This is a genomic window from Curtobacterium sp. MCJR17_055, assembly GCF_003224335.1.
Taxonomy (GTDB): Bacteria; Actinomycetota; Actinomycetes; order Actinomycetales; family Microbacteriaceae; genus Curtobacterium.
In genome coordinates, this window is record NZ_QKLF01000005.1 from 54835 (window position 1) to 79738 (window position 24904).

At 70.8% G+C, this 24904-nt stretch carries 18 protein-coding genes; 7 read left to right on the forward strand and 11 right to left on the reverse strand.

Annotated features, from left to right (window positions below; genetic code table 11):
* Positions 1 to 3: 3 nt before the first annotated feature.
* The gene (locus DEJ16_RS12160) at positions 4 to 2490 is read left to right on the forward strand and encodes a DNA topoisomerase (ATP-hydrolyzing) subunit A (RefSeq protein ID WP_110825447.1); all 2487 of its coding nucleotides are present in this window, start codon (positions 4 to 6) and stop codon (positions 2488 to 2490) included.
* A 146-nt stretch (positions 2491 to 2636) separates the two neighbouring features.
* Here the strand turns inward: DEJ16_RS12160 and DEJ16_RS12165 are convergent, their stop codons facing one another.
* Positions 2637 to 4853 (reverse strand): type IIA DNA topoisomerase subunit B, encoded by a 2217-nt coding sequence (locus DEJ16_RS12165; protein WP_110825446.1) that lies wholly within the window; start codon positions 4851 to 4853, stop codon positions 2637 to 2639.
* A 178-nt stretch (positions 4854 to 5031) separates the two neighbouring features.
* Here DEJ16_RS12165 and DEJ16_RS12170 point away from each other — a divergent pair, with 178 nt between their 5' ends.
* Entirely contained in the window at positions 5032 to 5259 is a 228-nt protein-coding gene (locus tag DEJ16_RS12170; protein WP_110825445.1) for a hypothetical protein, read from the forward strand.
* Positions 5260 to 5361: 102 nt separating this feature from the next.
* On the opposite strand, the gene DEJ16_RS12175 is transcribed toward DEJ16_RS12170, so the two are convergent.
* The 5 genes from DEJ16_RS12175 to DEJ16_RS12195 form a co-directional block, all read right to left on the reverse strand.
* Positions 5362 to 6135: a cobyric acid synthase gene (locus DEJ16_RS12175; protein ID WP_110825444.1), complete on the reverse strand. Its 774-nt coding sequence runs from the start codon at positions 6133 to 6135 to the stop codon at positions 5362 to 5364.
* Positions 6132 to 7394 (reverse strand): MurT ligase domain-containing protein, encoded by a 1263-nt coding sequence (locus DEJ16_RS12180; protein ID WP_110825443.1) that lies wholly within the window; start codon positions 7392 to 7394, stop codon positions 6132 to 6134. Before DEJ16_RS12180 ends, DEJ16_RS12175 begins: the two co-directional genes overlap by 4 nt.
* A 7-nt stretch (positions 7395 to 7401) precedes the next feature.
* Positions 7402 to 8718, reverse strand: a complete 1317-nt coding sequence (locus tag DEJ16_RS12185) for an RNA polymerase sigma factor (RefSeq protein ID WP_110825442.1) — start codon at positions 8716 to 8718, stop codon at positions 7402 to 7404.
* Positions 8719 to 8889: 171 nt separating this feature from the next.
* Complete coding sequence (locus DEJ16_RS12190; protein WP_110825441.1) at positions 8890 to 10209, reverse strand: nitrate/nitrite transporter; 1320 nt, start codon at positions 10207 to 10209, stop codon at positions 8890 to 8892.
* Between the two features lie 63 nt (positions 10210 to 10272).
* Positions 10273 to 11187, reverse strand: a complete 915-nt coding sequence (locus DEJ16_RS12195) for a proteasome assembly chaperone family protein (protein WP_110825440.1) — start codon at positions 11185 to 11187, stop codon at positions 10273 to 10275.
* A gap of 95 nt (positions 11188 to 11282) precedes the next feature.
* Between DEJ16_RS12195 and DEJ16_RS12200 the strand changes: the two genes are divergently transcribed.
* From DEJ16_RS12200 to sucB, 3 genes are all read left to right on the forward strand, one after another.
* The gene (locus tag DEJ16_RS12200; protein WP_110825439.1) at positions 11283 to 12788 is read left to right on the forward strand and encodes a leucyl aminopeptidase; all 1506 of its coding nucleotides are present in this window, start codon (positions 11283 to 11285) and stop codon (positions 12786 to 12788) included.
* A gap of 168 nt (positions 12789 to 12956) precedes the next feature.
* Positions 12957 to 14330, forward strand: coding sequence for a dihydrolipoyl dehydrogenase (lpdA, locus tag DEJ16_RS12205; RefSeq protein ID WP_110825438.1), 1374 nt, complete (start codon positions 12957 to 12959; stop codon positions 14328 to 14330).
* Positions 14331 to 14397: 67 nt separating this feature from the next.
* On the forward strand, positions 14398 to 15936 hold the full coding sequence (sucB, locus tag DEJ16_RS12210; RefSeq protein ID WP_110825437.1) for a 2-oxoglutarate dehydrogenase, E2 component, dihydrolipoamide succinyltransferase: 1539 nt from the start codon (positions 14398 to 14400) through the stop codon (positions 15934 to 15936).
* A gap of 80 nt (positions 15937 to 16016) precedes the next feature.
* Here the strand turns inward: sucB and DEJ16_RS12215 are convergent, their stop codons facing one another.
* Positions 16017 to 16841, reverse strand: coding sequence for a hypothetical protein (locus DEJ16_RS12215; protein WP_146232876.1), 825 nt, complete (start codon positions 16839 to 16841; stop codon positions 16017 to 16019).
* A gap of 128 nt (positions 16842 to 16969) precedes the next feature.
* On the opposite strand from DEJ16_RS12215, the gene DEJ16_RS12220 reads away from it, so the two are divergent.
* Positions 16970 to 17683: a DUF4191 domain-containing protein gene (locus tag DEJ16_RS12220; protein ID WP_110825435.1), complete on the forward strand. Its 714-nt coding sequence runs from the start codon at positions 16970 to 16972 to the stop codon at positions 17681 to 17683.
* Positions 17684 to 17788: 105 nt separating this feature from the next.
* Here DEJ16_RS12220 and DEJ16_RS12225 read toward each other — a convergent pair whose 3' ends face one another.
* Positions 17789 to 18226: an RDD family protein gene (locus tag DEJ16_RS12225; protein WP_110825434.1), complete on the reverse strand. Its 438-nt coding sequence runs from the start codon at positions 18224 to 18226 to the stop codon at positions 17789 to 17791.
* Between the two features lie 142 nt (positions 18227 to 18368).
* On the opposite strand from DEJ16_RS12225, the gene glnA reads away from it, so the two are divergent.
* Positions 18369 to 19793 carry a type I glutamate--ammonia ligase gene (gene glnA, locus DEJ16_RS12230; RefSeq protein ID WP_110825433.1) on the forward strand — a complete coding sequence of 475 codons (1425 nt, stop codon included), beginning with the start codon at positions 18369 to 18371 and terminating at the stop codon, positions 19791 to 19793.
* A gap of 316 nt (positions 19794 to 20109) precedes the next feature.
* Here the strand turns inward: glnA and DEJ16_RS12235 are convergent, their stop codons facing one another.
* From DEJ16_RS12235 to DEJ16_RS12245, 3 genes are read right to left on the reverse strand one after another with little or no spacing between them, the layout of a single operon-like run.
* Entirely contained in the window at positions 20110 to 21528 is a 1419-nt protein-coding gene (locus tag DEJ16_RS12235) for a UDP-glucose/GDP-mannose dehydrogenase family protein (RefSeq protein ID WP_110825432.1), read from the reverse strand.
* Positions 21525 to 23069 (reverse strand): glycoside hydrolase family 26 protein, encoded by a 1545-nt coding sequence (locus DEJ16_RS12240; protein ID WP_146232877.1) that lies wholly within the window; start codon positions 23067 to 23069, stop codon positions 21525 to 21527. The genes DEJ16_RS12235 and DEJ16_RS12240 overlap by 4 nt, the downstream gene beginning before the upstream one ends.
* On the reverse strand, positions 23062 to 24636 hold the full coding sequence (locus tag DEJ16_RS12245; RefSeq protein ID WP_110825430.1) for a glycosyltransferase family 2 protein: 1575 nt from the start codon (positions 24634 to 24636) through the stop codon (positions 23062 to 23064). Before DEJ16_RS12245 ends, DEJ16_RS12240 begins: the two co-directional genes overlap by 8 nt.
* Positions 24637 to 24904 lie beyond the last annotated feature (268 nt).

Here is a 24904-nt window from a genome sequence, read left to right on the forward strand (position 1 = left end):
GCCATGGCACGCACGGACGTCGTCGGACTGCCCGACGGTGAGCGCATCGAGGAGGTCGACGTCTCCGAGGAGATGCAGGGCTCCTTCCTGGAGTACGCGTACTCCGTCATCTACTCACGCGCTCTCCCGGACGCCCGCGACGGCCTGAAGCCGGTGCAGCGGCGGATCCTGTACCAGATGGCCGAGATGGGTCTCCGGCCGGACCGCGGCCACGTGAAGAGTGCCCGCGTCACCGGCGAGGTGATGGGCAAGCTGCACCCGCACGGCGACGGTGCCATCTACGACGCGCTCGTGCGCCTCGCACAACCGTTCACGATGCGCGTCCCGCTCGTCGACGGACACGGCAACTTCGGGTCCCTCGACGACGGCCCCGCCGCGGCGCGGTACACCGAGGCCCGGCTCGCCGAGCCGTCGATGGTGATGACCGAGGGGCTCGGCGAGGACGTCGTCGACTTCGTGCCGAACTACGACAACCAGATCATGCAGCCGAGCGTGCTGCCGGCGGCGTTCCCGAACCTGCTCGTCAACGGCGCCTCGGGCATCGCGGTGGGCATGGCGACGAACATGGCGCCGCACAACCTCGGCGAGGTCGTCGAGGCCGCGAAGCACCTCCTCCTGCACCCGCAGGCCACCCTCGACGAGCTCATGGAGTTCGTCCCGGGCCCCGACCTGCCCTCCGGCGGCACGATCGTCGGGCTCTCGGGTGTGCGGGACGCGTACGCCACGGGCCGCGGTAGCTTCCGGACGCGGGCCAAGGTCTCGGTCGAGAACCTCACGCCGCGCAAGTCGGGGCTCGTCGTCACCGAGCTGCCGTACCTGGTGGGTCCGGAACGGGTCATCGAGAAGATCAAGGACGGGGTCCAGGCGAAGAAGCTCGTCGGCATCTCCGACGTCAACGACCTGACCGACCGCAACCACGGTCTACGGCTCGTGATCGGCATCAAGTCCGGCTTCAACCCCACGGCCGTCCTCGAACAGCTGTACAAGCACACCCCGCTCGAGGAGAACTTCGGCATCAACAACGTCGCCCTGGTCGACGGGTCGCCGCGCACGCTCGGCCTCCGCGACCTGCTCGACGTCTACGTGCGGCACCGCCTGTCCGTGGTGACCCGCCGCTCCGAGTACCGGTTGGCCCGTCGTCGCGAACGGCTGCACCTGGTCGAGGGGTTGCTCATCGCGATCCTGGACATCGACGAGGTCATCCAGGTCATCCGGACGTCCGACGACTCCGAGGCCGCGCGCAGTCGCCTGCGGGACGTGTTCGACCTGTCGGAGGTGCAGGCCGAGTACATCCTCGAACTGCGCCTGCGACGACTCACGAAGTTCTCGCGCATGGAGCTCGAGGGCGAGCGTGACCAGCTGCTCGCCGACATCGCCGCGCTCGAGGAACTCCTGGCGTCCGACGACCGCCTGCGCAGCCAGGTCGCGACCGAGCTGAGCGAGGTGTCCGACCGGTTCGCGACGCCCCGGCGCACCCTCCTGACCGAGGCCGACGCCCCCGTCCGCGGTGGCCGGAAGGCCGCGGTCGACCCCGAGTCGCTCCAGGTCGCCGACGCTCCCTGTCGCGTGCTGCTCTCCACGACCGGGCGGTTCGTCCGCGTCGACATCCCCGCGGCCGAGTCCGGCATCGTGCACGTCCCGAAGCGGTCGAAGCACGACGCGGTCCGCTCCACGGTGGTGAGCACCGTGCGCGGGCAGGTCGGCGCCCTCACCTCGACCGGCCGTGTGCTGCGCTTCTCCCCCGTCGACGTCCCCGCCGTGCCGCCCGCGTCCGTGCGGCTCGACGCCGGCGTCCGCGTCACCGACTACCTGGGCATCCCGAAGTCCGAGACCGTCGTCGCACTCGTGTCGCTCGACGCCGCCGTGACCGAGTCGCTCGCGATCGGGACCGCGCAGGGCGTCGTGAAGCGCGTGGTGCCCGGCGCGTGGCCGGACAAGCCCGAGGTCGTCGCGATCGGGCTCAAGCCGGGCGACCGCGTCGTCGGTGCGACCCAGGCACCCGAGTCGGACGACCTGGTGTTCATCACCTCGAACGCGCAGCTGCTGCGTTTCCCGTCCGCCGCCGTCCGCCCGCAGGGGTTGCCGGCCGGCGGTGTCGCCGGGGTGTCCCTGGCCGCCGGCGCGTCCGTCATCTGGTTCGGATCGGTCGCGCTGACCGAGGACTCTGTGGTCGCCACCGTGTCCACGACGTCGACCGCCCTGCCCGGGACGGACGCCGGACGGGCGAAGGTGTCCGCGCTGACCGAGTTCCCGGCGAAGGGCCGCGGAACCCAGGGGGTCCGGGCGCACGCGTTCCTGAAGGGCGAGGACGGTCTGACCGTGGCGTGGGCGGGCGTCGCTCCGCCGCACGCGGTCGGGGCGGACGGTGCTGCCCGGACGCTGCCGGACTGGCTGTCGAAGCGTGACGGCTCCGGCAGTCCGCTCGACGCCGAGGTCGTGACCATCGGTGGGAGCGCGGCGGCCGTCGACGGGACGCGCGGCGAGGCCTGAGCCTCACGCGCGCTGAGCGCACACGAGCGTCGCAGCAGGGCGCACGCCAGCGTGGCCGCACCGGGACGGACAGAGCGTGGCCGCACCGGGACGGACAGGAGGCGCGGGGCCGGGCCGCCCCGCGCCTCCTGTCCGGCAGGGCGCCGTCAGGCGTCGATGCGCTCGCGGTCCAGACCCTCACCGGCGAGGATGAACTCCTTGCGCGGGGCCACGTCGTTCCCCATGAGCAGCTCGAACACCTTGGCCGCCGACTCGGCGTCCGACACGTTGACGCGTCGCAGCGTGCGGTGCGCACGGTCCATCGTGGTCTCGGCCAGCTGGTCGGCGTCCATCTCGCCCAGGCCCTTGTAGCGCTGGATCGGCTCGAGGTACTTCTTGTTCGAGCGCTCGAGCTTCTTGAGGAGCGTCGTCAGCTCCTGCTCGGAGTAGGTGTACAGCGTGTCGTTCGGCTTGCCGCGGTTGACCACGACGACCCGGTGCAACGGCGGCACGGCGGCGAACACCCGGCCCTGCTCGATCATCGGGCGCATGTACCGGAAGAAGAGCGTCAGCAGCAGCGTCCGGATGTGGGCACCGTCGACGTCGGCGTCGGACATGATGATGATCTTGCCGTAGCGGGCCTGGTCGAGCTCGAACGTGCGTCCGGACCCGGCGCCGATGACCTGGATGATCGACGCGCACTCGGCGTTGGAGAGCATGTCCGAAACAGACGCCTTCTGCACGTTGAGGATCTTCCCGCGGATGGGCAGGAGCGCCTGGTACTCGCTGTTGCGGGCGAGCTTCGCGGTGCCGAGTGCCGAGTCGCCCTCGACGATGAACAGCTCGGTCCCGTCGACGTCGTTCGAGCGGCAGTCGGCGAGCTTCGTCGGGAGCGACGAGTTCTCGAGCGCGTTCTTGCGCCGCTGCGTCTCCTTGTGCGCCCGGGCGGAGATGCGCGTCTTCATCTCGGCGACGACCTTCTCGAGCACGACCGCGGCCTGCGCCTTCTCGGTGCGCTGCGTCGAGGTGAGGATCTCCGTCATGCGCTTGGCCACCACGGAGTCGACGATCCGGCGGACGGCCGGCGTGCCGAGGATCTCCTTCGTCTGGCCCTCGAACTGCGGCTCGGGCAGCCGGACGGTCAGCACCGCGGTGAGGCCCGCGAGCACGTCGTCCTTCTCGAGCTTGTCCTGCCCGACCTTGAGCTTGCGCGCGTTCGCCTCGACCTGGGCACGGACGGCCTTGACCAGACCGGACTCGAACCCGGCCTGGTGCGTGCCGCCCTTCGGGGTGGCGATGATGTTCACGAAGCTCCGGAACACCGTCTCGTACCCGTCGCCCCACCGCAGGGCGACGTCGACCTCGCACGTGCGCTCGACCTCGGTGGACACCATGTGGCCCTTGTCGTCGAGCATCGGCACGGTCTCCTTGAACGTGCCGGAGCCCTGGATGCGCCAGACGTCGGTCTTCGCCCCGTCGACGGCGAGGTGCTCGACGAACTCGCCGATCCCGCCCTCGTAGCGGAAGCGCTCGACGACCGGCCCCTGCTCGACCGCCAGGGCCGGCGCGGTGTCGGTCGCGGGCCCGTCCGTCCCGGTCCCGTCGGTGGCGTCGGCCGTCGTCCCGGACGCCCCGGCGCCGGCAGTCGACACCGCCAGGGCCGCACGCTGGGCGGCCGCCGCGATCGACGCCGGGCGAGCGTCGGTGATGGTGAGCCCGAGTCCCGGCACGAGGAACGCGGTCTGCCGCGCGCGGTTGACGAGGTCCCCGGTGCTGAAGGCCGCGTCCTTCGTGAAGATCTGTCGGTCTGCCCAGTAGCGCACCCGCGTCCCGGTCACGCCCTTCTTCACCTTGCCGACCACCCGCAGTTCGCTCCCCGAGGTGAAGGGTGCGAACGGGGCGTCCGGCCCGATGCCCCGGGAGTCGTCGAACACGCCCGGCTCGCCCCGGTGGAACGACATGGCGTACGTCTTGCCGCCGCGGTCCACCTGCACGTCGAGTCGTTCGGACAGCGCGTTGACGACCGAGGCGCCGACGCCGTGGAGGCCGCCCGAGGCCGCGTACGACCCAGAGCCGAACTTGCCGCCGGCGTGCAGCTTCGTGAACACGACCTCGACCCCGGTCAGCCCCGTCTTCGGCTCGACGTCCACCGGGATGCCGCGCGCGACGTCGGACACCTCGACCGACCCGTCGGCGTGCAGGGTCACCCCGATCTCGTCCCCGTGTCCGGCCAGGGCCTCGTCCACGGAGTTGTCGATGACCTCCCACAGGCAGTGCATGAGCCCACGGGAGTCCGTCGAGCCGATGTACATGCCGGGACGCTTCCGGACCGCCTCGAGTCCTTCGAGGACGGAGAGATGCCGTGCGGAGTAGTCGGAGCTCACGTGATCAGGGTACCGAGCCGCACCGACACCAGCGGGCCGCACGAGCGGTGTGCCTCGGCGAGGGGACAAGCGCTCCGCGCTCAGCGAACGAGCCGGTCAGGATGCACGGCATCCAGGCGGGACGTGTTGGAATGGGTGCATTCACCGCACCGTACTGCGATCCGTGAGGAGCACAGCAATGACCCAGACCGTGCAGGACCTCTCCGTCGACGAACTCAACGACAACCACCAGCTCACCGCGGCCGACCGCTGCGACAGCTGCGGTGCGCAGGCGTACATCCGCGCCACCATGGCCAGTGGTGAACTCCTGTTCTGCGCCCACCACGGCGCCGAGTTCAAGGACAAGCTGGCAGCCACCGCCCTCGAGTGGCACGACGAGTCTTCGCGACTCCACGAGTCCAAGTAGGCGGCACCGCCGCGACGCACCGGAGGCCCGGTGCCGGTCCACGAGACCGGCACCGGGCCTCCGGTGCGTCGTCCGGTCGTCGGGCGCTGCCCGACGGCGGGATCAGGTGATGCGCTTGAACGCCTTGTCGACGTAGCGGTCGACCGTGGCGCGAGCTTCGCGCGCGTACCGGTCGATCGTCGCGGTGCGCTCGGCGTCGGGTGCGTACGTCCGTCCGAGGCGGGCGGTCGCCGCGGCGAGGACCGCATCCGTGAGCTGCGGGTTGAGCGGCAGGATCGGCCCCTGGGTGTGGGTGCCGAACGACGTGCCGGCGATCGCGCCCTCGACCGGTGCACCGGCCTGGTTGCCGCCACCGGACACGACGTCCGCGAACGGTTCGACGCCGTCGGCCAGCTCGATGCGCGCGGCGTGGTCCTCGAAGCCCGCGAGGCGCGTGGAGGCGCCGGGGAGCAGCGGGTACCGGGTCTCGAGCACGAAGTAGTTGACCCGGCGCTCGGCACCGCGGACGGCGCGGGCGTCGAACACCCCGAACCCGTCGACCGGGGCGCCCTCGGTCGGCACGACCTGGTTCGTCGCGAGGTCGAACCCGCCGCCGACCGCGACGACCGGCACACCGGCGGCGGCGAAGTCGCGCAGCGGCGCACCGACGCGGGCGACGTCGGTACCGAGCGACCGCATCGCGCTGAGCGGTCCGTTGCCGACCAGCACGACGTCCGCGGACGCGGGGAGCGTGTCGCCCGGGGCGTACTCCACGACCTCGATGTCGATGTCGGCCGCAGCGGCGCGACGGACGAGGGCCGCGACGTTGCCGCGGTCCCCGGAGACCCCCATCTGGCGCGGGTACACGTGCAGGATGGTCAGGCGATCGGCCGTCATGCGGTCTTCTCCAGGTCCGGGTGGCCGAGGGCCTTCCGGGCGATCATCATGATCTCGTAGTTGACGATGAAGTTCTTCGTGCCGGTCGTCGTCGCCCCGAGGCCCTGCATGTGCCGGATCGCGGACTCGACGTCGGGTTCGACGCGGCCGATGCGGACGCCGGCGTGCTCGAGGGCGATCGCGATCTGCCAGGCCTTGTCACCCGACACGACGTCCACGTGGTCGAGCTTCGAGAAGTCGATGTCGTAGATCCACGAGATGTCCGGGGTGCCCTCGTCGATCGCCATGAGCACCTGTTCCGGGTGCGCGGGCAGCGCGTCCAGGTTCAGCTGCAGACTCGCGGCGTTCTTGAACATCGTGAACTCAGCGGACTCGCCCGCGATCGGCAGACGCTCACCACGTCCGTACGCCGGCTTCATCCGCTGGAACGCCTTCGTCACGGCGTCGGCACGGAACTGGGCGCCGAGCGCGGCACTCGCGGTCGCGGTCGCCGCCGCGGCGTCGACGGCGTAGTGCAGGCCGCGAGCCGGCAGGCGCACCGGCACCTCGTCGCCGTCGAAGGCGATGGTCGCGCCGTCGCCGGTGAACACGACGACCTCGGCGTCGGCCGTCGTCTGGGCACGGTCCGTCCCGGCGACGAAGTCGTCGGCGTTCTGCAGGCCGTTCGGCGCAGCGGCCACGACCTCGGAGCTCGCACCGAAGCGGAGCACGCGCTGACCATCGACGGGCGTGTAGGCGTCCAGGAACTGGTCGTCGTGGTTCGTGATGACGTTCGCGGACGACAGCGCCGCGGTGTCGAGCATCATCGTGGCGACGCGCTCGGTCTCGAAGAACCGGTAGAGCTGGTCGACCTGGACGTTGAGCATCGTCACCGTCGACGGCGACAGGATGCCCGCCAGTTCGACGGCGAAGGCCTCGTCCACCTCGAGGATGCCGATGTCCGCCTTGAGCTTGCCGGTCAGCGACACCTCGGACAGGAGCGCGGACGCGATCCCCTGCGGCAGGTTCGCCCCGGACGGGTTCGTGAAGACCCGGAGCCCGTGCGCACGCACGATCTCCGAGATCATGTGCGTCGTCGTCGACTTGCCGTTCGACCCGAGGACGAACACGACGCCGTTCGGGAACTGCCGGGTGACGTGCTGCAGGAAGTCCGGCACGAGCTTGAGGACGACGTAGCCCGGGTAGGCGGATCCGCCGCCCCGCGCACGAGCGAGGGCACGGAGGATCCGCCCGACCAGGATCGGGATCGCGAAACGCACGGGCGGCCTACTCGAGGTAGTCGCGGAGCGACTGCGACCGGGACGGGTGGCGGAGCTTCGCCATCGTCTTCGACTCGATCTGACGGATCCGCTCGCGCGTGACCCCGAACGTGTCGCCGATCTGGTCGAGCGTCTTCGGCTGGCCGTCACCGAGGCCGAAGCGCATCCGGATCACGCCGGCCTCGCGCTCGGACAGGGAGTCGAGCAGGCTCTCGAGCTGCTTCTGCAGCATGGTGAAGCCCACCGCGTCGGCCGGGACGACCGCCTCGGTGTCCTCGATGAGGTCACCGAACTCCGAGTCACCGTCCTCGCCGAGCGGCGTGTGCAGCGAGATCGGCTCGCGGCCGTACTTCTGCACCTCGACGACCTTCTCGGGCGTCATGTCGAGCTCGCGGGCGAGCTCTTCCGGCGTGGGCTCGCGGCCGAGGTCCTGCAGCATCTGCCGCTGCACCCGGGCGAGCTTGTTGATGACCTCGACCATGTGTACCGGGATGCGGATGGTGCGGGCCTGGTCGGCCATGGCACGGGTGATGGCCTGACGGATCCACCACGTCGCGTAGGTCGAGAACTTGAAGCCCTTCGTGTAGTCGAACTTCTCGACCGCACGGATCAGGCCCAGGTTGCCCTCCTGGATGAGGTCGAGGAACTGCATGCCGCGGCCCGTGTAGCGCTTCGCGAGCGAGACGACGAGACGGAGGTTCGCCCCGAGCAGGTGCGACTTGGCACGCTGACCGTCACGCGCGACCCAGCGGAGCTCGCGCTCCTCGGGCTTCGAGAGCCCGGTCGAGTGCTGCAGCTTGTCCTCGGCGAACAGGCCGGCCTCGATGCGCATCGCGAGCTCGACCTCCTGCTCGGCGTTCAGCAGCGCGACCTTGCCGATCTGCTTGAGGTAGTCCTTCACCGGGTCCGCGGTGGCACCCGTGATGGTCGTCGAGTAGACCGGCGCCTCGTCGTCGTCGGTCTGCGAGATGACGAGCGCACCCGCGGCGACCGCGGCGGCTTCGGTCGAGGGCTTCGCAGCCGACTCGTCCTCGGCGTCCTCGGCGACCTCGTCGGTGGTGTCGGTCGTGTCCTCCACGACCTCCACCGGGGCGTCGTCCTCGCCGTCGCCGTCCTCGTCGTCGGCGGCGGCGGCCGTGGCCTTCTTGCCCGCGGCCTTCTTCGGGGCCGCCTTCTTCGGGGCGGCCTTCTTGGCGGCGGTGGTGGTCCTGGTGGCGCGCTTCTTCGGCGCGACCGTGCCCTCCGTCTCCGTGGCGTCTTCCGCCACGACGCCGTCGGGCGTGGTGTCCTTCGTGGGATCGACCGTCGTGCTCCGGGCAGCCATGCGATCACCTTCCTCGTCGTGCCACGTTCCTGGGGTCGTGGCCTTCCCTCGCCGCCCAGGGCCACCGCCGCGGTCCCCCACGTCGTCTGGTCCTACCGTTCCGGGCAGCACTAGGACCCATGTCAAGTCCCCCGACGTCGGACGCGGGGAACCCGAAAGGGTCCGTGGTCATTATTGCACGCGCCGTTTCCGCAGGCGTGCAACGAGTGCAACCCACAGCGGTCCCACCCGTATTCCGTCCTCGGCGTGCAGACGGGCGCGGGTCCGGCGACGGGCGGACAGGAGCATCACGACGCCGAACCCGACGACGACGTACTGCACCGTCATCGCGACGCGGAAGTTCTGCCACGCGAACGTGTCGGTGCCGGAGGCCGAGGCGAGGACGTCGAGCAGCGTCCCGATGGCGAACATCATCACGAAGGCCGCCAGGAACCCGCCGACGTTCACGACGCCGTTCGCCGATCCGAGCGAGCCGACGGGGTTGAACGACCGCGCGAAGTCGAAGCCGATGAGGGAGCCCGGACCACCGACGCCCATCGCCACGACGAGCAGGACGAGCAGCCACGTCGGCGGCTGCCCCGGCCAGAGCAGCACCGCGGTCCAGACGACGCCCAGGGCGGTGACGATCCCGAGCACCAGGTTCGACCGGCGCATCGGGAAGCGCGCGCACAGGAGTCCCAGGACGGGCCCCGCGACGAAGCCGACCACCACGATGACCGTCAGGAAGCTCGCCGCCTCGGTCGGTGAGTACCCGAGCCCCCGCAGCATGGGGACGCCCCACAACAGGCTGAACACGGTGCCGGAGGACTGCGTCACGTAGTGCGACCAGAACCCGAGCTGCGTGCCCGGCCGGCGGAGGGCGTGGCCGAAGGTGGCGAACGCCGCACCCCACGAGTGCGGGATCGGGATCGTGTCCGTGCGCACCGCGACCGGCCCCGCACGGACGAAGACCACCGCCAGGACCAGGCCGACGGCACTGGCGACGGCTGCGACGCCGAACGCCGCGTCCCACCCGACCGAGTGTAGGAGCAAGGCGAACGGGAACGCGGAGACGATCTGGCCGATCTGGCCGAGGTTGCCCGTCCACTGCGAGATCTGCGGCAGTAGCGTCCCGCTGAACCACATCGGCAGCAGTCGCATCACCGAGATGAACGTCATCGCGTCGCCCGCTCCGACGAGCACGCGCCCGATGACGGCCGGGCCGATGGTCGGTGACACCGCGACCACGGCCTGCCCGACCGTGAGCAGCACCGCCCCGAGGAGCACCAGGCGGCGCGGACCGACGCGGTCGAGCGCGATCCCGACGGGGATCTGCAGTCCGGCGTAGACGGCGATCTGCACGACCGCGAGCGTCGACAGCACGGCGGCCGACACGGCGAAGCGGTCCTGCGCGTCGACCCCGGAGACCCCGAGGGACGACCGCTGCACGACCGCGAGGACGTACGCCAGGACGGCGACGCCCCAGACGACGAAGGCGCGGCGGGAGTTCACCCGACCAGGCTAGCCACCACGCGGGCACCGTCCGCGCGGGCGGACCGTGACCCCGCGCCGACGTCAGTCGTCGTCGGCGGTGCGACGGTCCGCGAGGAACCGTTCGAGTTCCGCGGCGATCGCGTCCGCCGTCGGCACCTCACCGTCGGCGCCGGTCAGCGGGGAGGCCACCGGGTTGCCCTCCATGTACGTGTCGTGGCGCTGCTCGAGCGCGCCGACCAGGCGCTGGAGTTCGGCGTTGCCGGCGACCTGCTCGTCGACCCGGGACAGGAACTCCCGACCCTCCTCGCGGAGGGCGTCGGTCGGGAAGATGAGCCCGGTCGCGGCCGAGATCCCGGACAGGGCGGCGACGGCCGCGTCGGGGTACTCGGTGTCCGCCAGGTAGTGCGGGACGAGCAGGACGAGCCCGGTCACCTGCTGCCCGAGCTCGGCGAGGCGGTGTTCCACCAGGTGCAGGACGTTCGCCGGCGCCTGCGTCTCGGGCTTCCAGACGCTCATCGACTCGACCAGGTCCGCCCGTGTGCCGGACACGGTGGTGCCGATCGCCCGGGTGTGCGGCACCGGCATCGGGATCGCCTGCACCCAGGTGGTGTCGGCGACCTGCAGGTCCTCCGCGAGGTCGACGACGGCGCGGACGAAGCGGTTCCACTGGAAGTCGGGTTCGTAGCCCGACAGGAAGAGGAACTGCTGGCCCAGCTCGTCGCGCACGAGGTGCAGGGTGAGCCGGGGCGGCTCCACGGCGGTGATGTGGTCGTGCTCGAACGTGATCACCGGGCGGCGGGCGCGCCAGTCGAGCAGGACGTCCGGGTCGAACTCGGCCACGAGCTGCGACTCGAGGGAGCCGGTGATCGACGTCGTGATCTGCGCCACCGCCGAGCCCGCGTCCGCGAAGCCCGTGAGGGCGGCGACGAGGTGCAGCCCGGCGGGCACCGTCGGGGCGGACTCGTCGAGCGTGTAGAGGTCCTCGGGGTGGTTCACCCGGCCAATGCTAGGCGGGCACGCCGACGCGGCCCGGACCGCCGCCCACGCCGACAGCGAACAGGCCGTCAGAGCACCGTCAGTAGGCTGGTGCGATGGTCCGACCGACGCTCTCCACCACTTCCTCCTCCCCCGCCTCCGTCGACGCCGACGTCCTCGTCGTGGGCGTCCGCCCCGGCACCGACGGCGGCCCCGCCACCCTCGCACCGACCGCCGTCGGCCCCGTCCCCGGCCTCGAACAGCTCGACCTGGAGGCCGTGGGCGCCACCGGCGCGAAGGACCAGCTCGTCCGCATCCCCGGTGGTGCCGCCGCCGGGGTCGCCGCTGCCGGCGTCGCCCTCGTCGGGCTCGGGAGTGCGACCGGGACCGCCACCGTCCGCTCCGCCGCGGGCAGCGCCGTCCGGCAGCTCCCGCACGTCGGCTCGATCGCCCTCGCGCTGCCGACCGAGGACGACGACGCCGTCGCCGCCGCACTCGAGGGCGCGGCCCTCGGCTCGTACGCCTTCACCCGGCACAAGGGCACCGGCACCACCGGTCCGGTCCGCGGCGACCAGCGCATCACGGTCCTCGCCCCCGCATCGGTGGACGCCGACGCGACCGTGCGTCCGGCCGTCGTGGCCGAGGCGGCATCGCTCGTGCGCGACCTCGTGAACACCGCCGCCGGCGACCTCGGTCCGTCGGACGTCGCCGACGTCGCGGCCGCGGTCGCCGAGGAGCTGCCCCTCACGGTCGAGGTCCTCGACGAGACGGAGCTCGAGCAGCAGGGCTTCGGCGGCATCGCCGGGGTCGGTCAGGGCTCGGTGCGGCCGCCGCGACTCGTCGTCGTCCGGTACGAGCCGGCCGGTGCGGCGAAGCACCTCGCGCTCGTGGGCAAGGGCATCACGTTCGACACCGGCGGCCTCTCGCTGAAGCCCGCCGCGTCGATGCTCGGCATGAAGACCGACATGACCGGCGCGGCGACCGTGCTCGCCGCGACGGTCGCCGCAGCACGCCTGGGTCTCGACACGAAGATCACGGCCTGGCTCTGCCTCGCCGAGAACATGCCGTCCGGGTCGGCGATCCGCCCCGGCGACGTCCTCACCCTCAAGAACGGGAAGACCGTGGAGGTCACCAACACCGACGCCGAAGGACGCCTCGTCCTCGGTGACGGGATCGCGGCGGCCTCGCTCGAGCAGCCCGACGCGATCGTCGACGTCGCGACGCTCACCGGCGCGCAGATGGTCGCCCTCGGCGACCGGACGACCGGTCTCATGGGCAGCGACGCGTTCGTCGCGCAGGTCCGCGCGGTCGCCGACGCCGTCGCCGAACCGGTCTGGCCGATGCCGATGCCGGAGGAGCTCGACGGCCGGCTCGCGAGCGACGTCGCCGACATGGTCAACGCCACCGTCGGCCAGACCGCGGGCGGCATGCTCCTCGCCGCCAAGTTCCTCGAGCGCTTCGTCGGCACGACCGCCGACGGCACGACCATCCCGTGGGCGCACCTCGACATCGCCGGCCCCTCCGAGAACCGCGGTGCCGGGTACGGCTGGCTCGGCAAGGGCGCGACCGGTGTGATGGTCCGGACCCTGGTCGCACTCGCAGAAGACCTGCAGGGCAAGTAGTAGGTTTGGTTCCGGCGGGGCCGCCGCGTCAGCGTGCTCCCCGCCGGAACTGACGGGACGGGACCGGTACAGACGGTCCGACCGCCGGACGCCGCCGCGCGGTGTCCACCGGGACGGCGTCCAAGAGACACCAAGCCGCCCCTGACACGCACGAGGGAGTTGCACCAGGTGACGGAACAGACTTACGACGTCGTGGTCCTCGGTGGCGGCAGCGGCGGCTACGCCGCAGCGCTCCGGGCCGCCGAGCTCGGCATGAGCGTCGCGCTCATCGAGGGAGACAAGCTCGGAGGGACGTGTCTGCACCGCGGCTGCATCCCGACGAAGGCACTGCTGCACTCGGCCGAGATCGCCGACGGTACCCGTGACGCGGAGAAGTACGGTGTCATCGCCGAGTTCACCGGCGTCGACGTGCCGAAGGTCATCGAGTACCAGCAGGGCGTCATCAACTCGAAGTACAAGGGCCTGCAGGGGCTCATCAAGGCCCGCGGCATCACCGTCGTCGAGGGGTGGGGCCGGCTGACCTCGCAGAACACGGTGCAGGTCGGCGACCAGACGGTCACCGGTCGCAACGTCGTCCTCGCCACCGGCTCCTACTCGAAGTCGCTGCCGGGCCTCGAGATCGGCGGCCGGGTCATCACCTCCGAGACCGCGCTCCGCATGGACTACGTCCCGAACAAGGTCGTCATCCTGGGTGGCGGCGTGATCGGTGTCGAGTTCGCCAGCGTGTGGAAGTCGTTCGGCGCCGAGGTCACGATCGTCGAGGGCCTGCCGCACCTCATCCCCGCCGAGGACGAGTCGATGTCCAAGCAGCTCGAACGCGCGTTCCGCAAGCGCGGCATCGAGTTCTCGCTCGGAGTCCGGTTCGACCACGTCGACCAGCACGAGAACGGCGTCGTCGTCACGCTCGAGAACGGCGCGACCTACGAGGGCGACGTCCTCCTGGTCGCTGTCGGCCGTGGCCCGGTCACGCAGAACGTCGGCTACGACGAGGTCGGCGTGGCCATGGAGCGCGGGTTCGTCACGACGAACGAGCGCCTCCTCACCAACCTGCCGAACGTCTACGCCGTCGGCGACATCGTCCCGGGCCTGCAGCTCGCCCACCGCGGCTTCCAGCAGGGCATCTTCGTCGCCGAGGAGATCGCCGGTCTCAACCCGGTCGTCATCTCCGACACGAACATCCCGAAGGTCACCTACTCCGACCCCGAGGTCGCCTCGGTCGGGCTCTCCCAGGCAAAGGCCGAGGAGCAGTACGGCGCCGACAAGGTCGACACCTACGAGTACAACCTCGCCGGCAACGGCCGCAGCCACATCATCGGTACGGCCGGTGCGGTGAAGGTCGTCCGCGTCATCGACGGCCCGGTCGTCGGCGTCAGCATGATCGGCGCGCGCGTCGGCGAGCTCATCGGTGAAGCCCAGCTCGCCGTGAACTGGGAAGCGCACCCGGAGGACGTCGCTCCCCTCGTGCACGCCCACCCCACGCAGAACGAAGCCCTCGGCGAGGCCTTCCTGCACCTCGCGGGCAAGCCGCTGCACGCGCTGTGATCGACACGCACGTGCGCACGACGAACACCACAACCACGAACCACGCCTGCGAAGAGGAGTCCACCCGATGAGCGAATCCGTCAACCTCCCGGCGCTCGGGGAGAGCGTCACCGAGGGTACGGTCACCCGATGGCTGAAGAACGTCGGTGACCGGATCGAGGTCGACGAGCCGCTGCTCGAGGTCTCCACCGACAAGGTCGACACCGAGATCCCGTCGCCGGTCGCCGGCGTCATCGAGGAGATCCTCGTCCAGGAGGACGAGACCGTCGAGGTCGGCACCCCGCTCGTGAAGATCGGTGACGGTTCCGGTGGTGCCGACTCCTCCGACCAGGGCGGTTCCGAGTCCACCGACGACGCGACCGAGGCGGTCGCACAGGAGTCCGAGCCGGAGACCGCGCCGAGCACGGAGCAGGACACCGAGGCCAAGGCCCCGGAGCCCACCGAGCCCGAGCCCGCACCGGCCGGTCAGACGCAGCCCGCGGCCCCGCAGGCTCCGTCCGCGCCGCCGGCGGCCTCGCCCGTGCCACAGGCCGCTCCGGTCCCGCCGCCCGCCGCCGCCCCGCCGGCCGCGGTCCCCGCTCCGGCGAAGGCAGCCCCGGCTCCCGCGGCCGTCCCCGCCGCGGCCGCCCCGGCGTCGACGCCCTCGGCCGAGGTCCCGAACCCCACCACCAACGGTGCGGCATCCGGGTACGTCACCCCGCTCGTCCGCAAGCTCGCGAACGAGCAGGGCGTCGACCTGTCGACCGTCGCCGGCACCGGTGTCGGTGGCCGCATCCGCAAGGAGGACGTGCTCGCCGCGGCCTCGGCAGCGGCGGCCGCACCGGCAGCGTCGGCGTCGGCGTCGACCAGCGCTCCGGCTCAGTCCGGTCCCTTCGTCGCCGAGGTCTCGCCGCTGCGTGGGACGCGGGAGAAGATGACCCGCCTGCGCAAGGTCGTGGCCGAGCGGGCCGTGCAGTCGATGACCTCGACCGCGCAGCTCACCAGTGTCGTCGAGGTCGACGTGACGAAGGTCGCGCAGTTCCGTGACGCGCACAAGGCCGAGTTCCTCGAGAAGACCGGTTCGAAGCTCTCCTTCATGCCGTTCTTCGCCCTCGCGGCCTCGGAGGCGCTCAAGGCGCACCCGAAGATCAACTCGACCGTCGACGGCGAGGAGATCGTCTACCCGGAGACCGAGAACGTCTCGATCGCGGTCGACACCGAGCGCGGACTGCTCACCCCGGTCATCAAGGACGCGGCGTCGCTCGACCTCGCGCAGTTCTCGACGGCGATCGCGGACCTCGCGGAGCGCACGCGCAACAACCAGCTCAAGCCGGACGAGCTCGCCGGCGGCACGTTCACGCTGACCAACACCGGTTCGCGCGGCGCGCTGTTCGACACCCCGGTCGTCTTCCTGCCGCAGTCGGCGATCCTCGGCACGGGCATCGTGACGAAGCGTCCGGCCGTGGTGAAGGTCGACGGCCAGGAGGCCATCGCGATCCGTTCGTTCGTCTACCTGGCGCTCTCCTACGACCACCGGATCATCGACGGCGCGGACGCGTCCCGGTACCTGGTGGCCGTGAAGAACCGCCTCGAAGAGGGCAACTTCGCTCCGAACCTCGGGTACTGACCACCCAGGTCGGACCGACACCACGCCGACGGCCCCGTCTCCCACCCGGGAGGCGGGGCCGTTCCGCGTCCCCGGCCCGGTCATCGGCCCCGACCCTGCGTGACGGCGACGACGAGACCCGCCACGACCACCAGCACGGTCACGACCGCACGGACACCGACCCGTCGGCCGGCGAGCGGCACGCCCGATGTCAGGACGTCCCGACACGCCACGAGCAGGCGGCCGACCGGCAGCGTTCCCTGCGTTCCCGGACGCCCGCCCGTCGCCGTGCCGTGGCGGTCTGCGGTCTCGAAGGCGTAGGGCAGCGGCGGCGGGTCCCACCGCACGGGACGCGGTGGTGCGGCCGCCCGGACAGCGCGGTCGAGCTCCACGAGGGCCGCGCCGCCGTGCGTCCGCGCCAGGGAGCACCGTTCGTCGATCCCGTCCACACCCGGGCCCGCGATCCCGGCGTCCCGGGCGTCGACACGGTCCCAGACGGCACGGACCGCGAGCACGAGCGCCTCGACCCCGGGGAGTGACCCCGCGGGCTGCTGCCCGTCCGCGCCCGGAGGGCGGTCGACGAGCACGACCGCGCCCGCGTCGTCGACGACGACGTCCTCCACGCGGGCGGAGCCGAGCAGCAGCGCGCCGGCGTCCGCCAGCAGCGCGACCTCGAGCAGCGGGAGCGTGAGCGTCACGGCGACGCCCGGTGTCGGCGACCCGATGCGGTCCAGTGCCGTCGGCAGCGCCAGCCCGGACGGGCCGGCCGTCCGCACGACGAGCGTCCCGGTCTCGTCACGACCCACCTGCGCGACGGCGACGAGGTGGTCGTGCGCCAGGCAACTGCGGTCCGCGACCCACTCCCAGAAGGCGTCCGAGGGCGTCGCGGTCCGCCAACAGCGGTCGGTCGGTTGCTCCAGGTCCACGGTGACCAGCGTGCCGGCGGTGGGGCGGGCCTCCCGTCCGCGACCAGGACCGGTGGAGACGTCCCGTTCGCCCACAGCCTGAGGGCGGGCGGTCTCCGATCCGCGTGCCAGGCCGTATCCTTGACGGCATGGCACGCAGCAGTTCCTCAAGCACCCCGGCGAAGGAGCCCGGTCGTCTCAAGCAGATGTACCAGGTCTTCACCATGACGCGCCGGGCCGACCCGTCGTCCGTCTGGTGGTTCGCCCTCGCTTTCCTCGGTCCGGTCGTGGCGGGCGTCCTGTTGGCGCTGCTCCTGCCGGGTCAGAACTGGCTCGCGATCGTCCTCTGGATCCTCGCCGGCGTCCTGCTCGGCGTGCTGCTGTTCCTCATCGTGCTCGGGCGTCTGGCCGAGCGGGCCGCGTACTCGCAGATCGAGGGGCAGCCCGGTGCCGTCGGCGCCGTGCTGACGAACTCGCTGCGGCGTCAGTGGCGGTCGAGCGAGATGCCGGTCGCCGTCCACGGCCGCTCGCAGGCTGCGGTCTACCGCGCGGTCGGGACGCCGGGCGTCATCCTCATCACCGAGGGTCAGGTCGGCAACCTCACGCGCCAGGTCGAGGAGGAGCGCCGCAAGGTGGCCCGCATCGTCCCGAACGTGCCGATCCACGTCGTCAACGTCGGCGACGGTGACGGCCAGGTCACGCTGCACAAGCTGCCGAAGGCCATGAACAAGCACAAGAAGGCCCTGAACCGGAACGAGGTGCTGGCGGTGTCGAACCGACTCGACTCGCTGACGCACGGTCCTGCCGCGTCCATCCCGAAGGGCATCGACCCCACGCGTGTCCGAGCGGGTCGCCCGCGCTGACCGTCACCGCCGCGTCCCGATGCCCCCGGCCGTCCTGGTCGGGGGCATCGTCGTCCTCCGGCACCGGCCGGCTCGGACGGCACCGGCGGACGAGGACCCGCGCCGTCAGCGGCGGACGAGCACCGTACCGGCAGCGCCGTCGTGGAGCGGACGGCCGTCCTTCGCGTGGATGAGCGCCGGGACGACGATGCACAGCAGCACGGCGCGGACCGCCGGGCGCCAGACACCGACGTAGCCCCCGCGGATCGGCACCACGCGCAGCCCGACACAGAGGTGCCCGAACGACCCCGACGCGAGCGCGATGAACAGGACCTGCAGCACGGCGAAGATGCCCAGCGTGATGAAGTTGCCCGCCGCGCCGTACGTGCCGATGACGAGGGAGACGAGCGAGGCCAGCGCCCAGTCGATCACCAGCCCGAGGAACCGCCGGCCGAAGCTGCCCATGCTCCGCGGACCCGACTCCGGCAGCCCCAGGACCTTGCCCGGCCACTCGGTCCGACCGGAGCCGGCTGCGGGCGGGGTGGACGGAGTGGAGCGGGCCATGTCCCCAGCGTAGGCGGTCGCCGGGTGCGTAACACGCTGGAAACAACGCAGTCACGTCCGGGAAACCCGGTGTCTCTAGCCTCGTCGGAGGGTGCCTCCTGGTTCCCTCGACACCACCCAACGCCACAGGAGACCGACTCGCATGTTCAGTGATTCCTCCGAGGTGCTCGCGTTCATCAAGGACACGGACGTCAAGTTCCTCGACATCCGGTTCACGGACCTCCCCGGGGTCCAGCAGCACTTCAACATCCCCGCATCAACGGTCGACGAGGACTTCTTCGCCGTCGGTCAGCTCTTCGACGGCTCCTCGATCCGCGGCTTCGCGTCGATCCACGAGTCGGACATGCAGCTCATCCCCGACGTGACGACCGCCTACGTGGATCCGTTCCGCGCGGAGCGCACGCTGATCATGGTGTTCGACATCTACAACCCGCGCAACGGCGAGATCTACGGCCGTGACCCGCGCCAGGTCGCCAAGAAGGCCGAGAAGTACCTCGCCTCGACCGGCATCGCGGACACGGCGTTCTTCGCCCCCGAGGCCGAGTTCTACATCTTCGACGACGTCCGCTACTCGGTCACGCAGAACGAGTCGTTCTTCTCCGTCGACTCGGAAGAGGGCGCGTGGAACACCGGCCGCGAGGAAGAGGGCGGCAACCTCGCCAACAAGACCCCGTACAAGGGCGGCTACTTCCCCGTCTCGCCGGTCGACAAGACGGCGGACCTGCGCGACGACATCTCGCTGAAGCTCATCGACGCCGGCCTCGAGCTCGAGCGCGCGCACCACGAGGTGGGCACCGGCGGCCAGCAGGAGATCAACTACAAGTTCGACACGCTGGTCCACGCCGCGGACGACATCCTCAAGTTCAAGTACATCGTCAAGAACACGGCCGAGCAGTGGGGCAAGGTCGCCACGTTCATGCCGAAGCCCCTGTTCGGTGACAACGGTTCGGGCATGCACACCCACCAGTCGCTCTGGTCGGACGGCACCCCGCTGTTCTACGACGAGAACGGCTACGGAGGCCTGTCCGACGTCGCGCGCTGGTACATCGGCGGCATCCTGCGGCACGCCCCGGCCCTGCTCGCCTTCACGAACCCGACGGTGAACTCGTACCACCGCCTGGTCCCGGGCTTCGAGGCCCCCGTCAACCTCGTCTACTCGGCGGGCAACCGTTCGGCTGCGATCCGCATCCCGATCACGGGCACGAACCCGAAGGCCAAGCGCATCGAGTTCCGCGCGCCCGACGCGTCCGGCAACCCGTACCTCGCCTTCGCCGCGCAGCTCATGGCCGGCCTCGACGGCATCCAGAACCGCATCGAGCCGCACGAGCCGGTCGACAAGGACCTCTACGAGTTGCCGCCCGAGGAAGCCAAGAACATCCCCCAGGTCCCGGCCGGCCTGTCGCAGGCGCTCGACGCGCTCGAGGCGGACCACGAGTTCCTCACGAAGGGCAACGTCTTCACCGAGGACCTCATCCAGACCTGGATCGACTACAAGCGTGAGAAGGAGATCCTCCCCCTCGCGCAGCGTCCCCACCCGTTCGAGTACGAGCTGTACTTCGGCGTCTGAGTTCCGCACACGAGGAAGGGCCCCGCACCGTCAGGTGCGGGGCCCTTCGTCGCGTGCGCGTCCGCAGAGCAGGGAGCCGTCCCCTGCGCCGAAGCGACAGATGGCGGCCGTACTTCCCCGCCGATCTGTCGCTTCCGCGGCGGGACCGCCGTGCGCGTCCGCCTGGAGGCCCGGTGGCGGCCCGGCGGACCGGCACCGGGCCGCGCAGCGCAGCGCAGCGCAGCGCACCGCACTGCGCTGCGCTGCGCTGCGCCACGGCAGACGAGAGCGGGGCCCGCGCCGTCGCCGGCACGGGCCCCGCTCGACCGCGGTCTGTTCAGCGCGCGGTCACCAGCGCGTCCGTCACACCGGCTGCGACGCTCGTGGCCGGTGCAGCGGCCGGGCTCGGTCGGCCGAGGGAGCGGACGGTCCAGCCCGCCCCGACCCACCGTGCGGCCGGGAGGCAGTTGCGCGCGTCGATCACGACCCGCTGACCGACGAGGGCGGCGAGGGCGACCGGGTCGGCCTCGACGACCTCGTCCCACTCCGTGAGGACGAGCACGAGGTCGGCGCCCTCGATGGCCTCCGTCATCGATCCGGCGTACGTGAGGGTCGGGAACGAGCGCCGTGCCGTCTCCATCGCCTCGGGGTCCCACAGCGTCACCTGGGCGCCGCGGAGGTGCAGCGCCGCCGCGACGTTGAGCGCCGGCGAGTCCCGGACGTCGTCGGTCATGGGCTTGAAGGCCGCTCCGACGACGGCGATCCGGCGGTTGAGCACCGATCCCCCGGCGGACTCGATCGCCATGTCGATGACCCGCTGGCGCTGGCCCATGTTGATCTCGTCGACCTGCTGCATGAGCCCGACGACCCGCCCGGCGCCGAGTTCGGCCGCGCGGTGCATGAGCGCCCGGATGTCCTTCGGCAGGCACCCGCCCCCGAATCCGAGACCGGCGTTGAGGAACTTCCGGCCGATGCGGGCGTCGTGCCCGAGGGCGTCCGCGAGCGTCGAGACGTCCGCGCCCGTGATCGCGCACATCTCCGAGATCGCGTTGATGAACGAGATCTTCGTCGCGAGGAACGCGTTCGCGCTCACCTTCACGAGCTCGGCGGTGGCGAGGTCGGTCGTGATGACCGGGGTCCCCTCGCTGATCGGGGCGGCGTACACCTCGCGGATCACCGCGTCCGCCGCCTCCGACGCACCGCCCCAGACCAAGCGGTCCGGGTGGAGCGTGTCCTCGACGGCCTTGCCCTCGCGCAGGAACTCGGGGTTCCAGACGAGTTCGGCGTCGATGCCGGCGGGCGTGAACTCGCTGACGATGCCGCGGAGGCGCGCTGCCGTCCCGACCGGGACCGTGGACTTGCCGACGATGAGCCCCGGGTGGGTGAGGTGCTCGGCGACACCGCGGGTGGCGGCCTCCACGTAGGACAGGTTCGCGGCGTACGACCCGGCCTTCTGCGGTGTCCCGACGCAGACGAAGTGCACGTCGGCCGCAGCGACCGCTTCCGAGATCGAGGAGGTGAAGCGGAGCCGCCCGGTGGCGACGTGCTTCGTGATGAGTTCGGGCAGTCCGGGCTCGTAGAACGGCACCTGCCCGGCCGACAGGGCCGCGAGCTTCGCCGGGTCGACGTCCACGCCGATGGTCTCGAAGCCCATCTCGGCCATGGCGGCGGCGTGCGTGGCACCGAGGTAGCCGGTGCCGATGACGCTGATGACGGGAGCGGGGCGGGCGTGGTCCCGGGATGGCGATGTGGTCACTTCTTGACCTCCTGCAGGTCGTAGTCGATGTCGTTCCGGGCGATGCCGGCCGCGAAGGCCGCCATGCTGTCGGCCCGGGAGTTGAGTCGCCAGTCGTTCGTCGTGCGGGCACCGTCGACGATGGTGGTGGCGGTCTCGCTGAAGTACGCGAAGCCGATGACGTCGGCGTTCGCCGGGTCGGCGAGGGCGTCGAAGAGCGAGGTGATCCAGCGCGCCTTCTGGCCGTCCGTGACCGTGGCACCGGTCTCGGTCGCGCCGATCTCGCTGAGCAGGATCCGCTTCTCGGGCGCGATCTGCCGGAGCTGCTCGATGGTCTTCGCGAAGGTGGTGTCGAACGTCGGCGCCTCGGCCGCCTTCCGGTAGTAGCCGCTCATGCCGACCCAGTCGACGTAGTCGTCACCCGGGTAGTACGCCTTCAGGTAGTCGAGCGTCTGGTACTTCGGGTTGCCCAGGGCGTCGATGCGCGTCGGCGACCAGTTCCAGATGACGTAGTCGTTCGCGCCGGCACGGTCGAAGACGTCGTGCACGTGCTGCCACATCGCGACGAACGAACCCGGTGCGTTCTGCTGGACGGTGCCGTCGGCCCAGTTGTACCAGCTGCCGTTCATCTCGTGGTCGAGCCGGATGACGACGGGCTGGCCGTTCGTCACGAGGGCCTCGGCGTACTGCGTCAGGTAGCGGTCGAACGCCCCGCCGGTGACGTCGGCGTTCGTGTAGCCGGGCACGTACTTCTGGTCGTTGCCGGTCTTCAACGGACGGCTCTCCCAGGTGAGCATCGGGACGCGCCCGTTCGTCCAGGAGCGCTGGACGGCGTCGGCGTTGAAGTCCTGGTCGAAGCCCTGGAAGTAGCCGACCATGTTCGTGGCGGTACCGACCTGCTGGGACACCTGGTCGTACTCCGCCCAGTTGAAGGGCGACTGCGCCGTGTACAGGCCGTACCAGCGGGACTGCTGTGCGAGCACCTCGGCCTTGGTCGGGACGTCGACGGGGACCGCGGGGTCCGGGTCCGTCGACGGGCCGTCCTTGCCGGGTACGACGGTCGGACCGCCGCCCTGCCCGGACGCTCCCGATCCGGACCCCGATCCGGACCCGGACCCGGAGCTGCCGGCGTGGCCGCCGGAGGCCGACGTGCCGGAGGAGGACGAGACTCCCGAGGAGTGGTGCGCTCCGGACGCCGACCGGGCGTGCGCGAGTTGCGACCGCAGGTCCGCGATCTGGCCCTTGAGCTGCGTGAGCTGGTCGCCGCGGGAGCCGGCCTGCGCCGTGGTGCTCTGCAGCTTGCCCTCGAGCTTCCAGATCCGCTCCTGGGCTGCGGTGAGCTTCGCTTCGAGCGCCTCGGCGTCCGCCGGTTGCTCCTGCTTGGTCGGGACGCCGAGCGCTCGGCTGACGGCCGAGGAGACCGGCCCGGAGGGTGAGATCCACACCGACCAGGTGATGAGCGAGAGGACGGCGACGATGGCCGCCATGCCGACGGCGGTGCGCTTGGCGTGTCGGGTCGAGGGTGCCCACCAGGTGCCGGTGGAGCGAGGGAGATCAGACAATGAGGAACGCCTCCAGAGCGAAGACCGCGATCCCGATCACGTAGGGGATCGACGCGTAGGGGTTGAGACGACGGGGACGGGAGGGTTTCGGGGCGCGCTGTGCCTGTCGCTCGGTCGCGGTCGCGACGTCGCGGCGGGTGGCGAGGACGGTCGTGGTGGAGGCCGTGGTGGCGTCCGGACCGAAGATCTCGTCGAACGCGCGGTCGACGGCGGCCTGCTCGTCCGTGCCGCCGACGGGGGCGGACGGGTCGTGGTCGACCGGACTTCCCGGGACGGCCGCGGCGCGGGGCTGCGGCTGCGCCGGGTCCTCCTCGACCGGACCGCCGGCGTAGGCACCGGCACGGGTCCCCCAACCGCTCGCGTGGGCGAGACGGAAGAACCCGATGAGGCGGATCGGCATGAGGAAGAACGTCGAGACGATGATGAACATCGGCAGGCGGAAGAAGTCGGAGGGCTTCTCGGCCAGGTGCCGCATCTGCCGGATCGCCATGCTCAGCACGCTCGAGACGACCATGAGCCCCGCCACGTAGACGAACCCCGTCGAGAAGCCGTACTGGTGCAGGATCCCCTCGTACAGGTTCTGACCCTGCCCGGTGAGCGCCCGGTAGACCCACCCGGCGATCACGCCGAAGAGCATGAACGGCAGGATGATGTCGGTCAGGAAGAACAGGGCGAGGACCGGCGCGTGGCCGAGCATCCAGGGCAGCATCCGCAGCGTGTTGTACTGCGACCCGCGGGCCCAACGGAGCTGCTGCTTGAACAGCTTCTTCACCTGCAGCGGGGCGTCCGTGTACACGAGCGACGTGTACTGGTAGACGGTCCGGTAGCCCTCCTTGAGCGTCAGGTTCGTGAGCGTCCGGTCGTCGGACACCTCGAGGAATACGCCCATGAACTCCTCGTGCATGAACTTGTCCATCACACGGACGAGGATGCTGCGGCGGAACGCGATCGTGCGACCGGGCAGGCAGCCGATCTGCCCGAGCACGCTCTGCGCGGGCATCGAGTACAGCGCGCGGGAGTTCTCGAGCCAGTCCGCCCAGCGGGTGATCCACGAGCGGGTCGGCTCGAGGATGCGCTGGCGGGTGGTGACGCCGCCGACCGACTCGTCCGCGAACGGCCGGAGGAGTTCGACGAGGGTGCCGGGCGTCCAGACGGTGTCGGAGTCGACGAGCACCGTGATGTCGCCGGTGGACATCTCGGTGCCGACCTTGACGGCGTTGCGCTTGCCGGGGATCGGCGTGTGGGTCCAGCGGACCAGCGGCGCGAACTCGTCGCAGACCGCTTCGAGTGCCTCGTTCCGGGCGCCGTTGATGACGACGATGATCTCGCCGGGACGCTGCTCGACCATGCGGCCGATGACGTCACGGAACAGGTCGAGCGGCTCGTCCACGACGGGGACGACCACGCTGGTCGTCCCGGTGTACGTGCCGGTGAAGGGGCGGTACCGGGCGGAGAGGACGACCTTGAGCAACCAGAGCAACCAGATCACCAGTGAGTACACGGTGAAGAGGTAGAACTCGGGGTGGCCGTCGACCATCTGCCGGATCTGGAGGATGAAGGTGAACATCGATCCCTGCTGCAACGTTCGAAGGGGAGATTCCGCGCCATCGGGAAATCGGGGGTCGGTTCGGGTGTCCTCATTCAGACAGAACGCAGACGCGCCGCGCAACGTGCCCCTCGGCCGGGGGTGACGGCGTTGTGCCCCGGGGTACACCGGCGTCCACTGCACGCCGGACAGGCCGTGTCCGCACTGGTGCTGACAGCAGTTCCGTGGACCGGTCCCACGGCTCGCGGCCCGGCCGTCGACGGGGAGTCCGGCCGGGAGGCCCGGCACC

Coding starts and splice junctions, on each gene's coding strand:
- DEJ16_RS12160 (WP_110825447.1), top strand. CDS start 4: ATGGCACGCACGGACGTCGTCGGACTGCCCGACGGTGAGCGCATCGAG.
- DEJ16_RS12170 (WP_110825445.1), top strand. CDS start 5,032: ATGACCCAGACCGTGCAGGACCTCTCCGTCGACGAACTCAACGACAAC.
- DEJ16_RS12175 (WP_110825444.1), bottom strand. CDS start 6,135: ATGACGGCCGATCGCCTGACCATCCTGCACGTGTACCCGCGCCAGATG.
- DEJ16_RS12185 (WP_110825442.1), bottom strand. CDS start 8,718: ATGGCTGCCCGGAGCACGACGGTCGATCCCACGAAGGACACCACGCCC.
- DEJ16_RS12200 (WP_110825439.1), top strand. CDS start 11,283: ATGGTCCGACCGACGCTCTCCACCACTTCCTCCTCCCCCGCCTCCGTC.
- sucB (WP_110825437.1), top strand. CDS start 14,398: ATGAGCGAATCCGTCAACCTCCCGGCGCTCGGGGAGAGCGTCACCGAG.
- DEJ16_RS12220 (WP_110825435.1), top strand. CDS start 16,970: ATGGCACGCAGCAGTTCCTCAAGCACCCCGGCGAAGGAGCCCGGTCGT.
- DEJ16_RS12225 (WP_110825434.1), bottom strand. CDS start 18,226: ATGGCCCGCTCCACTCCGTCCACCCCGCCCGCAGCCGGCTCCGGTCGG.
- glnA (WP_110825433.1), top strand. CDS start 18,369: ATGTTCAGTGATTCCTCCGAGGTGCTCGCGTTCATCAAGGACACGGAC.
- DEJ16_RS12245 (WP_110825430.1), bottom strand. CDS start 24,636: ATGTTCACCTTCATCCTCCAGATCCGGCAGATGGTCGACGGCCACCCC.